The organism is Pseudomonas auratipiscis, assembly GCF_036324085.1.
GTDB classification, from domain to species: domain Bacteria; phylum Pseudomonadota; class Gammaproteobacteria; order Pseudomonadales; family Pseudomonadaceae; genus Aquipseudomonas; species Aquipseudomonas auratipiscis.
In genome coordinates, this window is sequence record NZ_JAZDCU010000008.1 from 164,220 (window position 1) to 176,657 (window position 12,438).

The following is a 12,438-nucleotide window of genomic DNA, read 5'->3' on the forward strand; positions in this document are numbered from 1 at the left end:
ATCGACCCCTACCGGGTGACGGCGGTCTTGCCGCACACGGTAGGGCTTACCCTGCGAAACGATGGCTGGCTAGATCGCTGCAGCCAGCTTCAAACCAGCCTCTTCGCGACGAATGCTCGCCAGTGGGATTATCACCAGCAGCAAGGTCAGCAGCACGGTGACGGCAATTCCCCACGCCGCCAGGCTGAATCCACCCAGCGAAATCAAGCCGCCGGAAATCGCCGGGCCGACAGCCAGGCCCAGGCTCAGGAAGCTGCTTGCCGCCGCAACTACCCGGCCTTCCCGATCCAGCGCCGCAGCCAGACCAGTGAGGTAACTGAGGGCGTAGAAGTAGGTCACGCAGATGGTCATCACACCGATGGTGTACAAGGTCTTGGAGTGCTCGCCAAGTACATAGCTCAAACTGGTTGCGCCAGTCAGCAGAATCGCCAGGATCACCGGGGTGCTCAGACCGAAACGCTTGCCGACCATGGCTGCCAGCAACGGGCCGATCAACCCGACGAAGGATTGGAAGGACAGCAGCACGCCGACTTCATCTCCGCTGTAACCGACCATCGTGCCAATGCGCTCGACAAACGCCCAGCCCATGGTGTCGCGTGCCTGGAAGACGAACATGGCCAACATCATGCAGATTGCAGGCAAGCTCAGCAGGATATTGCCCGAACCCTTACTAGCGTACAGATTCACAGGCGCAGCCACCACCGGCGCCCGTTGCGGCATCGCCGGAATCGCCAGCAACATCACCGCCATGGTTGCGGCCATGGCGTAGTACAGCCCCGGCAAACCATAAGCGGCCATGACTTTGGCGTAGCCGAGCATCACCACGATCATCAGCAGCACCGACAGAACGTTCATATGCCCGGCAATTCGGTCAGGTTGCTTGGCGCTGGAAACGCACGCATTACCGCAAGCCAGCGCCAGGCCCGCGCCAATGCCCGCCACACAACGTACGGCAGCCAGCGAATAGAGCTCGGTCATGCTCGCGCTGACCAGGTTGGCAGCGATGGCCAGCAAGGTGCCGAGCAGCGCCAATGTGCGTCGCGGCGCTCGCCCCATGAAGGGCGCAACCAGCAACGATGCGAGCATGGTGAAGACAAATTCGGCTGACATGAGAATGCCGGCCTGTGCCTCATTGAGCTTGAGGTCATTGATAATTGCGCTGATCAGGAACGGCAGCGCCCACAGCCCTAGAAGGCCGACGCCGTAGGCCGAACCTGCAGCGGAGAACACCAGACTCCAGCTTTCAGGCAGAAAACTGTTTATTGTTTTTTTCATCGGGGTAATCCCTGGTTGGCTAGCACGCGGTGCAAAAAAGCGCGCCTTAGGGCGCGCTCATCATCTGGAAACTTACTGCTTGCTCTCGTCCACTGGTGTGCCGTCGTCGTATTGCGACAGCCAGGTGACCATTGCATCGCGATAACGGGTAAAACCCTTGTAATCGACCAGTTCCTGGTCCAGGTCGCGGATTACCCGGTGCATGCGTTTGGCCCACTGCGGAGCGAACTCGGCCAGTTGCTTGAGGCTTACCAAGTAGGTGCGCACCGGGAACAGCACGGCGTTACTGCGCGGCAGACGATGCAACGGTTGCAGTTCAACACGCAAGTTGACCAGATCACCGGCATTTTCCGCTGTGACCACGGTACGGTCCGGCGCCCAGTCCGGCAGGGTCTCGGCCGAGGTTTCCAGGCGTGGGTTAACCGTGATCGACCAGTTGGTGCGGCGAACCGGGTGACCCGGACGCAGGCGCAGGAGGAACTTCAATGCGCGTTGCAGAATGCCCATTTCATGCAGTTTCGGCACTGGACCGTGGAACTCCATGAAGCTCATGCCCAGGTTGAAGCGCAACGAGTAATCGGCGCGTTGGGTAGCCATGCCGGCCCCCATGATCAGCGTTTCATCGCGCTCTTCGAGGAGGATGAACTCGCCTTGGGCCTGGCGGGTGATGTATTCCATCGGGTCCATCGGCAGGGTGCTGGCGTCGCCGAAGGTGAAGGTCTGATCGATCTGCAGCGGGCGGTTGATCCAGTGCCACTGGCTGCCGTTTTTCTCCAGGGTGAAGTGCTCGGGAAAGTCGCGGGAGTAAGATTCCATCAACAGTTCAAGCAGGTCCCACTGGGCTTCCATCATGTGCGGCAAGGCGGCGTAATGCACACCAGGTTGTTCTTCGAGGGTTTTCGCCCGGTGATGGCACTCGGAGATATAGTGTTCGTCGATATCGAACTGGGCGCGCAGCGCTCCGGTACCAAAAGGAACATGCGGCTCGACGTTCATCGAGTACATGTACTGGTCTTCTGGGTAGGGGAATGGCAAGCGCGTAATGGCTTCGCGGCTGTTGCTGTAGGTATAGTCGTCGGAATAGGTTTCGATGGGCTTGAAAGCGGTCATGACGTTTGTTCCTGTTATTAGAGGTCTACGACCAGGCGGCTGCCGCAGGCGCGGGATACGCACGGCATGAATTTGCGATTGCTCTGCTTGTCTTCTTCGCTAAGCCAGTCGTCGCGGTGATCCAGCTCGCCCTCGACCTCCAGCACTTCGGTTTCGCAATAACCACAGGCGCCGCCACGGCACAGGTAGGGCACTTTGTAGCCAGCTTGTTCGGCCGCTTCGAGCAACGACTGGTCTGGCGGTACATCGATGGTCACGCCCTGGCGAGCCAGGGTGACGCTGAATGGCTGGCCGTTTGAGCCCTGTTCGACAAAGCGCTCGTAGTGAATGTGACTGTCGGTCCAGCCCAGCGCGCGTGCGCTGTCGAGGGTGTCATCGATCATGCTGTCCGGACCGCAGACATACACATGACTGCCCAGTGGCCGTGCAGTAAGGATCTGGCGGATATCCATGCGCGCTTCCTGACCCTGTACGTAGAGCTGCACGCGCTGGCCATAACGTGCCTGCAGCTCCAGGCCCAGCGCGGTGTGTTCCGGCCCACGAACTGCCAGGTGCAGCTCGAAATCAGCCTGTTTGATGTGCAGCTCTTCCATCTGCGAGTACACCGGGGTGATACCCACGCCACCGGCGATGAACACGTGCTGGCGAGCATGCTTGGCCAGCGGGAAGAGGTTGGCAGGTTGCAGGATCTGCAACAGCGCACCTTCTTCCAGGGTGTCATGCAGGTAGCGTGAACCGCCGCGGCCATCGCTGACCCGGCGCACGGCGATCTGGTAGGCGCTGGAGTCGTAGGGCGAACCCATCAGCGAATAGGCGTTGCGATGGGTCTTGTCACCGTCCTCGACCACCACGACCACGTGGCTGCCACCGGAGAATGCAGGCAAGTGCTTGCCATTGAGGTCCACCAGGGTAAAGCGCTTGATTTCCGGGGTGAGGTTCTCGATGCGCGCAACCCGAACACTGAGGGTTCCGTTGTGGGTATTCATGTATCGAGCTCCTCGGCAGCTGGCATTTCGCCTGGGACTTCACCGTCGGCCTTGATGCCTTGGAAAGCGGCCAGGCGACGGGAGTAGTGATCGCGCACGACCAGGTCGAGCTTGCAGCCGGGGCAGGTAAATACGCGGTGGGTGACGTTTTCGGTGTAGGTGTCGCAGTGAGCACACCAGACGCGGCGAACCAGGGTACCGCTGTGTTCGCGCAGCACTTCATCGCGATTCAGGTCCACAGCATTGGCCGCCTGCATCGTGGTGCCGATGAAGCTTTCCGAACCGCTGAGGTACAGACGCGTGCCCATGTGGGCGGTGTCGAGCAGGCGACGAAGGCCTTCGATCAGCGCATGGTTGCTGTCAAAAACCTGCAAGTCGCCCGCCGGGGCCTGGCGTAGAGCTGCCAAGTGGTTGTGTCCGGAGAAGGATTCGGTGGAGTACAGCAGCGTGCTGTTTTCACGCTGTGCCGGGGTCATTTCCTCGATCAGCCGCAGCATGGCCGTGCCGCCGCTGCCCTGGCCGACGATCAGGTGGCGTAAACCACCTGCCATCGGGTGCAGGTGGTCGTAGACCGGGCGGCTTTTGATGCCGGTGATAAGCATGACATATTACCTATTGTTTTATATGTTTATAGTGGTGCAGCTCAGCGCAAATGTGCGGCGTCCTTAGTGCTTGAACATCACGTGGCGTACGCAGGTGTAGTCTTCCAGGCCGTACATCGACATATCTTTGCCGTAGCCCGACTGCTTCATGCCGCCGTGGGGCATTTCACTGATCAACATGAAATGGGTATTTACCCAGGTGCAGCCGTACTGCAGGCGTGAGGCCAGGCGGTTGGCGCGGCCTACATCGCGGGTCCATACCGATGAGGCCAGGCCATAGTCGGAGTCGTTGGCGAAGGCCAGCGCCTGGGCTTCATCGCTGAATGGGGTGATGCTGACCACCGGGCCGAAAACTTCGCGCTGAACGATTTCGTCCTCCTGGCGAGCGTCGGCCAATACGGTTGGCTCGAAGAAAAAGCCGGGACCCTCAACACGCTTGCCGCCAGTGATCACGCGAATGTGCGGCTGCGCCTTGGCGCGCTCGACAAAAGCTTCGACGCGTTGCAGATGGTCTTGAGTGATCAGCGGACCGAGTTCGGTTTCTGGGTCGTCCTGCAAGCCATGGCGAATGCTGGCCACGGCTTCGCCCAGCTTTTTCACGAAAGTTTCGTAGACACCTTGTTGCACATACAGGCGGCAGGCAGCGGTGCAATCCTGGCCTGCGTTGTAGAAGCCGAAGGCGCGAATGCCCTCTACGGCTGCATCGATATCGGCATCATCGAAGATCAACACCGGAGCCTTGCCACCCAGTTCCATGTGCGTGCGCTTCACGCTGCTGGCGGTGTTGGCGACGATGCGTGCGCCAGTGGCCACCGAACCGGTAAGCGAAACGAGGCGAACCTTGGGGTGGGTGACCAGAGGCTCGCCCACGCTCGGACCGCGGCCGAAGAGAATGTTGACGACGCCTGCCGGGAACAGCTCGGCAATGATTTGCGCCAGCTTCAAGGCAGTCAGTGGCGTTTGCTCGGATGGCTTGAGCACCACGCAGTTGCCGGCAGCAAGGGCCGGAGCAAGTTTCCACGCCACCATCATCAGGGGGTAGTTCCAGGGCGCAATCGAGGCCACGACACCCAGCGGGTCACGACGAATCATCGAGGTGTGGCCTGGCAGGTATTCGCCACCGGCCGAACCATTCAGGCAGCGGCTGGCACCGGCAAAGAAGCGGAACACATCGGCAATTGCCGGAATCTCGTCATTCAGCGCTGCCTGGTAGGGCTTGCCACAGTTTTGCGATTCCAGGCGCGCCAGTGTCTGCGCGTCGGCCTCGATACGGTCGGCCAGCTTCAACAGCAACTGGGCGCGATCCTTGGGCGGGGTTTGAGACCAGGCGTCGAATGCCTGATCGGCGGCCTGCACAGCGGCATCGACCTGGGCACTGCTGGCCTCGGCGATGTTCACCAGCACGGTGCCCAGGGCCGGGTTGTAAACGGCGTACTGGTCGCCTTCACCGTCGACCAACTGGCCGTTGATCAGGAGTTTGGTTTGCATGGCGTGTCCCTTGATTAGTCTTGTAGGTTGAGAATCGCTGGGCCAATGCGGGGGCGCAGAGGTTGAGTTGCCCGCTGTTCACACTAAACATATAAAAACATATCTTAATGTTCGAGGTTCGGCAACTCTCCATCTGTCGGCTTGAAAACCGCGTTTGAACGGATTTTTAATCGATCAAGGGCCGAAATCGCCGGTGTCGGAGGCAGTGCAATCTCTATAAGATACGAAACTGAACGTTTAGCAGGCTCCATCTGGGCCAATACATGCTGACTATGGAGAGCCAATGAATGCCCTGAATACTGCCCGTAGTACTGCCTTCATCCGGCTGCGCCAGGAAGGGCGCACCGATGAAGTAGCGCGGCGGCTGGTTGAAGCTATCGAACTGGGCCTGTTCGCCGAAGGGCAGCAGCTCCCGAGTGAAACCGAATTGGCGATGCAATTGGGGGTGGCCACCGTTACCCTGCGCGAAGCGCTGGTGGTGCTGCGTCAGCGGGGTCTGATCGAGACCCGGCGCGGACGCAATGGCGGCAGTTTCGTCTGTGCACCAGTGGAGTTGCCCGAAGGCCTGCTGCTGCAGCGACTGCGCGAGATGAGCGGGCCAGACCTGCGTGACCTGGGTGATGAGCAAATGGCAATTTCCGGCACGGCCGCACGCCTTGCTGCCCAACGCGGCTCACGCGAACAGTACGCTCGCATCGCGCAACACATCGACACCCTGAAGCAGGCAGGCACGCGGTTGGCGCGGCATCGCGCCGATGCACGTTTTCATATCGAGGTGGCGGCTGCCGCGCAGTCGCTGCGCCTGACCCACGCCGAAATGCGCTTACAGTCAGAGGTGGGCGAGTTGCTCTGGCTTGAAAAAGCCGGAGGCGGCGATGTGACGGTGGTCGAACACGAACACCGCGCCATTCTCGAAGCCTTGCTCAGCAACGACACGGTGCTTGCCGGTGCTCTCGCCGAGGCGCATGTCAGCCGTGGAATCAAGCGTCTGATCAGCCTGCGACTCGAGTTATTGGCTGGCAGCGACGACGAAGATCAGGCCGGCGCGATAATTGCCTAGACCTTCGTGGGTTTTTACCCAAAACCCGAACGGATAATAATAAAGCCAACCCTGCGTGAGGTAATACCATGTTCGCCCTGAGCGAAAACGACCCCCTGTGTGCTTGCGCTCGGCAGCTCAACAGCACGCTGGAGAGCATCTTCAGCCAGGTCCGCCAGTTGGTGGATGAAACCATCGGTATCTGGGAGCGCGTACTCTCTGAAGGCCGTGTACCCAACGTCAAGGACCTGGCTTTACTCAGGCCGGCAATTGATCAGCAGCTATTGGCCACAGGGGCCTTCGGCTGTGGCGGTGGGGTGATTATTGAGCCGGGCAGCTTGAGCGACCAGGCGATGCACCTGGAATGGTGGTATCTGGCAGATGCAGGCAAGACTCTGCCGCTGCGGCCCAACTTCGATCGTCGGCGGGAAAACTTCTACGATTACACCGCCGCACCCTGGTTCAGCCGTCCGCGTGATTCCGGTAACAGCAGCGTCGAGGGACCCTACGTCGACCTCTACGGCACCAACATGTATGTGCTGACCTTCACCATGCCCATTTTCGTGCAGGGACGTTTTATTGGCGTGGCGGGGCTGGACCTGTCGTTGCACAACGTCGAACGCATGCTGGTACGCAGCCTGATGCGCCTTGAGCATGAAGCGGTGCTGGTTTCCGCCGATGGCCGCGTGATCGCTTCCAATACAGCCAACTGGATGGTGGGTGATCTGGCGCCGAGGCTGCTGGACCCATCACTCAGTCAGGGTGTGCGAGTGGTATTGGCTGAGCCTGAAGGGGGCTGGTCATTGATTCGTTTGCCGGACCTGCGTAAAGCCGCACCCGTTTAGGGGCGGCTACATCGCTCAATCCTTGTTCACTTGATCTGGCCGCCACTGGTCGGCTTTCTCCTGCGTCGCTTGAATCCGTGGATGAACAGGTCTAATTTTTTGATGTGGGAAAATTTCCCACATAGAAAAGTAGAAAAACAAATCTCGATTTCCAACTTGATTCGACGTTTCTCGCGGTAATGACCAGGAGACGGAAGATGCACACTCAGAAGTTATTCACCAAGGCATTGTTGGCGATAGCGATTGGAGGCGTGCTGTCGGCCTCCATGGTTCTGCTCCCCGATTCGATTTCCCATGATTCCAGTGCCTACGCCAAAGATGGCGGTGGCGGTGGCGGTGGCGGAGGTGGCGGCGGTGGTCATGGTGGCGGCGGCGGAGGTGGCCACGGCGGAGGTGGTGGCGGTGGTCATGGTGGCGGCGGAGGTGGTCACGGCGGAGGTGGTGGCGGTGGTCATGGTGGCGGCGGCGGAGGTGGTCACGGCGGAGGCAGTGGCGGCGGCCATGGTGGTGGAAGCGGAGGTTCAGGTGGCCATGGTGGAAGCGGCAGTGGTGGTGGCCATGCTGGCAATGGCAGTGGCGGCAGCAGTGGCAGCGGTCATAGCGGTAGCGGCCATAATGGTAGCGACCATGGTGACGCCGGCCAGGGGCAGGCCGGAAACTCGAACTCCGGGCGCAGCAGCAACCATTCAGAACCTGGCGATGATCATGGCAATCATGTGGGTGGTGAGCCTGGCGATGACCATGGCAATCATGTGGGTGGTGAGCCCGGAGACGATCATGGCAATCATGTTGGCGGCGAGCCCGGAGACGATAACAGCAGAAGTTGACTGACTGAGGGTTCTCGTACAAAACCCAGGGGCGGGTTTTGTACGAGCACTGTATTACTGCAACCATCTGTCAAGGAATGTCCCCAATGTCATCGCCCACACTGCCTCCTTCTCTCATAAGCGCGCTGCGACGAGTCATGCGTCCGCTGGTGCGCCTTATGCTGCGCAAGGGCATCACCTATACGGTGTTTGTCGATTTGCTTAAGGAGGTATTCGTTGATGTGGCCGATCGAGAATTCCGCCTGGATGACAAAGCCCCGAGTGACAGCCGCATCAGTCTACTGACCGGTGTGCACCGCAAGGACGTCCGGCGTTTACGCCATGAGGCTGACGCCTCGAGCATGGCACTCCCCGACAACATCACCTTGGGCGCCCAACTGGTCAATGTCTGGAGCAATAGTCCACCTTTCTGTAAAGAAACTGGCCAGGCTTTACCTCTGCCGCGCTTGGCGAGCGTTGGCGGCGAAGCCTCGTTTGATGCCTTGGTTGCGAAAGTCAGCACGGACATTCGTGCGCGCGTGGTGCTCGATGAATGGTTGCGCCTGGGCGTGGTACGACTCGATGAGCAAGACTGTGTGCACCTGGAGGCCCAGGCATTTTTGCCGCAGAAGGGCTTTGACGAGAAAGCGGCTTACCTAGGCCATAACCTCCATGACCATGCGAGCGCTGCCGTTCATAACCTCAGCGGTGAAGGACCACCCTTCTTTGAGCGCAGTGTGCACTACGACGCACTCACCCCGGTCAGCGTCCAGGTACTGCGCGATGCAGTTGCCAGTGAGGGCATGCAAACGCTGCTCGAATTCAGCCGACTTGCCGCAAATCTGGAAAACCGCGATTTATCCAGCCTGGAGCCACGCCAGCGCATCACTATCGGGCTTTATTTCTACACTGAGCCTAACTCGCCGACGACGCCTCGCTCATGAACTCACTCCTGCGCCGCGCTCATACCTTTATTGCTGTCCTGGGGCTTTTGTCAGGCCTGGGGTTCTGCTCCTTGGGCAACGCAGCACCGGCCTGCGTCAGCCGTGATGAGATTGGCATGGCGGGCGCTTCGAGCCTGCAGTTTCCCGGAGGCACGGGAGGCACCGGGGCCCGCTCGGGCGGCGTGGGTGGCACGGGGATTCAGAGTGATAACGGGGGTATGGGCGGCAGCGGTGCGCCAATCCAGCAACGCCCGGGTGGAACGGGTGGCACCGGTGCGCCGATTTGGTCACCCGGAGGAACTGGTGGCACCGGTATCGTCGGCACTATTACTGGCTTCGCATCAATCTGCGTCAATGGCGTGGAGGTACATTACGGCAAAGATGTTCCAGTGAGCGAAAATGGTGTCGCCGCCAGCAGTGCCCACTTGGCAATCGGGCAAGTGGTGGCAGTGGAATCTTTTGCCAGCAAGCGAGGCCTTGAGGCTGGACGCATTTCGATCCTGAACGTTTACGAAGGCCCGCTGACGCAATTGCCAAATCCCTCCTCGCCACTGCGAGTGATGGGCCAGCCGGTGCACCTGGCCAAGGGCGCAAGAGTCGCAGAAGGCCTGCGCCCCGGTGAGCCGGTCAAAGTCAGTGGTCTGCGTAATGCCCGTGGCGAGGTAGTTGCCAGTCGGATCGAACGAGCGCCGGGCCTCAAGGAATCCAGCGCCATTGGCGTGGTGGACCGCACCGGTAGTCTTCAAGGCCTGAAGCTGGGAAGCCGGGTAGCGGCCGCGCAGGAAGTGCTGGTGCGTGGTCAGTGGACCGGGCGCCAGTTGGAAGTGGCCCAGAGTCGCCCGGATCCGAGCATGCCATTTACCGCCAGAGTACATCAGGTTGTGATCGAGGGGCTGGTGCAGGGTCGACAGGATCGGCGCCTGGTAGTGGGCGGCGTTAATGTGACCCTGGGCCGCGATACGGTAATTGTCGCAGAACAGGGCACTGCATTGGCAATAGACCAGCGTGTGCGCGTGAGCGGCGTACTCAGTGGAGCGAGAGAGGTTCGTGCCACGCGGGTTGAACTGCCCAGCGAGCGCGCCGAAACGCCGGGTAGGGACCGCTCCGGTCACGACGAACATTCTGGCGATGACCACTCCGGTAGCGGTAGTAGCGGCAAGGTCGGTGTGACCGAGAGCGCCCGCTCTGATGCCAGCCACGAGAGTGATGAGCGCGACGACAGCAGCCATGGCAGTGGTCGCGAAGACACCAGCACATCTGCTGCTGTGGATAACTCTGGGAAAGCAGAACACGTCGAGAAAGTTGAACAGGCCGAGAAAGAAGACCGCAGCGGACGATCGGAAAAGGTCGAAAAGGCTGAAAAAGTCGACAAGGTTGAGAAGGTTGAGAAAGCCGAAAAGGTAGAAAAGCCTGAGAAGGTGGAAAAGGCCGAAAAAGTAGAGAAGCCCGAGAAAGTAGAAAAGGCCGAAAAAGTCGAGAAGCCCGAGAAGGTAGAAAAGGTCGAGAAAGTAGAGAAGCCTGAGAAGGTAGAAAAGGTCGAAAAAGTAGAGAAGCCCGAGAAGGTAGAAAAGGTCGAAAAAGTAGAGAAGCCCGAGAAGGTAGAAAAGGTCGAAAAAGTAGAGAAGCCTGAGAAAGTGGAAAAGCTCGAGAAAGTCGAAAAGCCGGAGAAAGCAGAGCGCCCGGACTGATCGTATCGTCGTTGTTCTGCATCGCGGGCAACCAACGATTTGTAGATAAGCAACTAGGCTGACAAGGCCTGATAGCGTTTCCCTGCGCGGCCTTGAGGTGATGATGAGACCTACGCTCCTGCTCGCTAGCCTGTTTGCCAGTTTAAGCCTACCGGCCCTGGCCGATACGTTCAGTACTGCTGTTGGCTTCGATTACTCAAGCGGTGACTATGGCACCGACACCACCTCGGAAATCTGGTACGTGCCCGTTGTCGGCAAGTACGAAACCGGGCCCATGACCTACAAAGTGACCGTGCCCTGGTTGCGGATTACCAACCCCGAAGTGGGCCCGGACGGAGACCCACTGCCCGGTGGTTGTCGGGATGTAGAAAGCGGTCTCGGCGATACGGTGGGCAGCGCAAGCTATGCGTTGCTCGATGGCAGTGAAAATGGCGTCTTCGTGGATCTGATAGGAAAGGTGAAGTTCCCCACCGCAGATGAAGACCAGTGTTTGGGCACGGGCGAGACCGACTATACCGCTCAGGTTGATGTCGCCAAGGCATTTGGCCCGGTAACCGGCTTCGCTACGCTGGGCTGGAAAAAATACGGCGACCCGCCCGATAGCGATTTTGATGATCCGGTATTTGCCAGCCTGGGTTTCGCCACGCCCATCGCAGTACGCACCACTGCAGGAGCGTCCTACGATTGGCGGCAGAAAGTGGTTTCCACCGGTTCGCAAATCCAGGAGCTCACGTTATTTGTCACTCATAAGCTCAACCAGCAATGGAAAGTCCAGCTGTACGCTGTAAAAGGTTTTTCCGACGCCAGCCCGGATGCCGAGGGAGGGATGCTGGTCTTCCACTCGTTCTGATCGGCTTGCTGCCAAAGTGGTCGCCCACTTTCTTTTACTGCGTCAAAATGGGCCATCAATGTTCAAGGAGCACCCATGGAATCCGGAAAACCTGCGCTCATTCGCGAAACCTTCCCTGTCGGTCCGTTGCAGTGCAACTGCACCATCATCGGCGACCCGATCAGCAAGAAGGCCATCGTCGTCGACCCCGGTGGCAACCATGAACAGATCCTCGCACGCCTGGATGCGCACGGCCTCAAGGTGGTGAGCATCATACATACCCACGCACACCTGGATCATTTTCTGGCCTCTGGGCAGTTGAAGGAAAAGACCGGTGCAACCTTGCACCTGCACAAGGACGATCAGTTCCTCTGGGACAACCTGGAAATGCAGTGCCAGATGTTCGGCGTGCCCTACACGCCGGTGCCATCGCCAGACCGCTGGTTGGCCGATGACGAAGAGCTGGCGTGTGGTTGCGGTGTGGCCCTGCACACGCCGGGGCACACGCCTGGCTCAATGAGTTTCTGGTTCGCCGATGCCAAGCTGTTGATCGCCGGTGATACCTTGTTCCGCCGGGGAATTGGTCGCACCGATTTGTGGGGCGGTGACCAAGCGACTATCGTTCGCTCGATCAAACAGCGCCTGTACAGTCTGGATGAAGACGCCACGGTAGTCACCGGGCACGGTCCGGACACTCGTCTGGGTGACGAAATGCGTCAGAACCCATTCGTACGCGCTTGAGCGTTACGGAATTTTTTTACTATTTCGCAATCCAAGGCTGGCACAGAACCGCTAATCGGTCTGCCTGCACTTTTGAATTTCAGTA

12 protein-coding genes are annotated in these 12,438 nt (G+C 59.3%); 7 read left to right on the forward strand and 5 right to left on the reverse strand.

The window, feature by feature from the left end:
* Window positions 1–69: 69 nt before the first annotated feature.
* The 5 genes from V0R60_RS13655 to V0R60_RS13675 all read right to left on the reverse strand — a co-directional run bounded on the left by V0R60_RS13655 (window position 70) and on the right by V0R60_RS13675 (window position 5,461).
* Window positions 70–1,275 (reverse strand): MFS transporter, encoded by a 1,206-nt coding sequence (locus V0R60_RS13655; protein ID WP_330079868.1) that lies wholly within the window; start codon window positions 1,273–1,275, stop codon window positions 70–72.
* Window positions 1,276–1,347: 72 nt separating this feature from the next.
* A complete protein-coding gene (locus V0R60_RS13660) occupies window positions 1,348–2,385 on the reverse strand; it encodes a heme-dependent oxidative N-demethylase family protein (RefSeq protein ID WP_136478132.1) in 1,038 nt (345 codons plus the stop codon).
* Window positions 2,386–2,402: 17 nt separating this feature from the next.
* Entirely contained in the window at window positions 2,403–3,371 is a 969-nt protein-coding gene (locus V0R60_RS13665) for a PDR/VanB family oxidoreductase (RefSeq protein ID WP_330079869.1), read from the reverse strand.
* Window positions 3,368–3,973 carry a dimethylamine monooxygenase subunit DmmA family protein gene (locus tag V0R60_RS13670; protein ID WP_330079870.1) on the reverse strand — a complete coding sequence of 202 codons (606 nt, stop codon included), beginning with the start codon at window positions 3,971–3,973 and terminating at the stop codon, window positions 3,368–3,370. Before V0R60_RS13670 ends, V0R60_RS13665 begins: the two co-directional genes overlap by 4 nt.
* Before the next feature lie 63 nt (window positions 3,974–4,036).
* Window positions 4,037–5,461, reverse strand: coding sequence for a gamma-aminobutyraldehyde dehydrogenase (locus tag V0R60_RS13675; RefSeq protein ID WP_136478129.1), 1,425 nt, complete (start codon window positions 5,459–5,461; stop codon window positions 4,037–4,039).
* 283 nt (window positions 5,462–5,744) lie between these two features.
* Between V0R60_RS13675 and V0R60_RS13680 the strand changes: the two genes are divergently transcribed.
* From V0R60_RS13680 to V0R60_RS13710, 7 genes are all read left to right on the forward strand, one after another.
* Complete coding sequence (locus V0R60_RS13680) at window positions 5,745–6,521, forward strand: FadR/GntR family transcriptional regulator (RefSeq protein ID WP_330079871.1); 777 nt, start codon at window positions 5,745–5,747, stop codon at window positions 6,519–6,521.
* Window positions 6,522–6,589: 68 nt separating this feature from the next.
* Window positions 6,590–7,345, forward strand: coding sequence for a cache domain-containing protein (locus tag V0R60_RS13685; protein ID WP_330079872.1), 756 nt, complete (start codon window positions 6,590–6,592; stop codon window positions 7,343–7,345).
* 197 nt (window positions 7,346–7,542) lie between these two features.
* Window positions 7,543–8,172 (forward strand): hypothetical protein, encoded by a 630-nt coding sequence (locus V0R60_RS13690; RefSeq protein ID WP_330079873.1) that lies wholly within the window; start codon window positions 7,543–7,545, stop codon window positions 8,170–8,172.
* Window positions 8,173–8,258: 86 nt separating this feature from the next.
* The gene (locus V0R60_RS13695; RefSeq protein WP_330079874.1) at window positions 8,259–9,095 is read left to right on the forward strand and encodes a DUF6502 family protein; all 837 of its coding nucleotides are present in this window, start codon (window positions 8,259–8,261) and stop codon (window positions 9,093–9,095) included.
* Window positions 9,092–10,783 (forward strand): DUF5666 domain-containing protein, encoded by a 1,692-nt coding sequence (locus V0R60_RS13700; RefSeq protein WP_330079875.1) that lies wholly within the window; start codon window positions 9,092–9,094, stop codon window positions 10,781–10,783. The genes V0R60_RS13695 and V0R60_RS13700 overlap by 4 nt, the downstream gene beginning before the upstream one ends.
* Window positions 10,784–10,886: 103 nt before the next feature.
* A complete protein-coding gene (locus tag V0R60_RS13705) occupies window positions 10,887–11,633 on the forward strand; it encodes a hypothetical protein (RefSeq protein ID WP_330079876.1) in 747 nt (248 codons plus the stop codon).
* Window positions 11,634–11,708: 75 nt separating this feature from the next.
* Entirely contained in the window at window positions 11,709–12,353 is a 645-nt protein-coding gene (locus V0R60_RS13710; RefSeq protein ID WP_330079877.1) for an MBL fold metallo-hydrolase, read from the forward strand.
* Window positions 12,354–12,438 lie beyond the last annotated feature (85 nt).

Bases quoted from the DNA above. Each gene is read 5' to 3' on its own strand.
- V0R60_RS13655 (WP_330079868.1), bottom strand. From the start codon at position 1,275: ATGAAAAAAACAATAAACAGTTTTCTGCCTGAAAGCTGGAGTCTGGTG.
- V0R60_RS13660 (WP_136478132.1), bottom strand. From the start codon at position 2,385: ATGACCGCTTTCAAGCCCATCGAAACCTATTCCGACGACTATACCTAC.
- V0R60_RS13665 (WP_330079869.1), bottom strand. From the start codon at position 3,371: ATGAATACCCACAACGGAACCCTCAGTGTTCGGGTTGCGCGCATCGAG.
- V0R60_RS13670 (WP_330079870.1), bottom strand. From the start codon at position 3,973: ATGCTTATCACCGGCATCAAAAGCCGCCCGGTCTACGACCACCTGCAC.
- V0R60_RS13675 (WP_136478129.1), bottom strand. From the start codon at position 5,461: ATGCAAACCAAACTCCTGATCAACGGCCAGTTGGTCGACGGTGAAGGC.
- V0R60_RS13680 (WP_330079871.1), top strand. From the start codon at position 5,745: ATGAATGCCCTGAATACTGCCCGTAGTACTGCCTTCATCCGGCTGCGC.
- V0R60_RS13685 (WP_330079872.1), top strand. From the start codon at position 6,590: ATGTTCGCCCTGAGCGAAAACGACCCCCTGTGTGCTTGCGCTCGGCAG.
- V0R60_RS13690 (WP_330079873.1), top strand. From the start codon at position 7,543: ATGCACACTCAGAAGTTATTCACCAAGGCATTGTTGGCGATAGCGATT.
- V0R60_RS13695 (WP_330079874.1), top strand. From the start codon at position 8,259: ATGTCATCGCCCACACTGCCTCCTTCTCTCATAAGCGCGCTGCGACGA.
- V0R60_RS13700 (WP_330079875.1), top strand. From the start codon at position 9,092: ATGAACTCACTCCTGCGCCGCGCTCATACCTTTATTGCTGTCCTGGGG.
- V0R60_RS13705 (WP_330079876.1), top strand. From the start codon at position 10,887: ATGAGACCTACGCTCCTGCTCGCTAGCCTGTTTGCCAGTTTAAGCCTA.
- V0R60_RS13710 (WP_330079877.1), top strand. From the start codon at position 11,709: ATGGAATCCGGAAAACCTGCGCTCATTCGCGAAACCTTCCCTGTCGGT.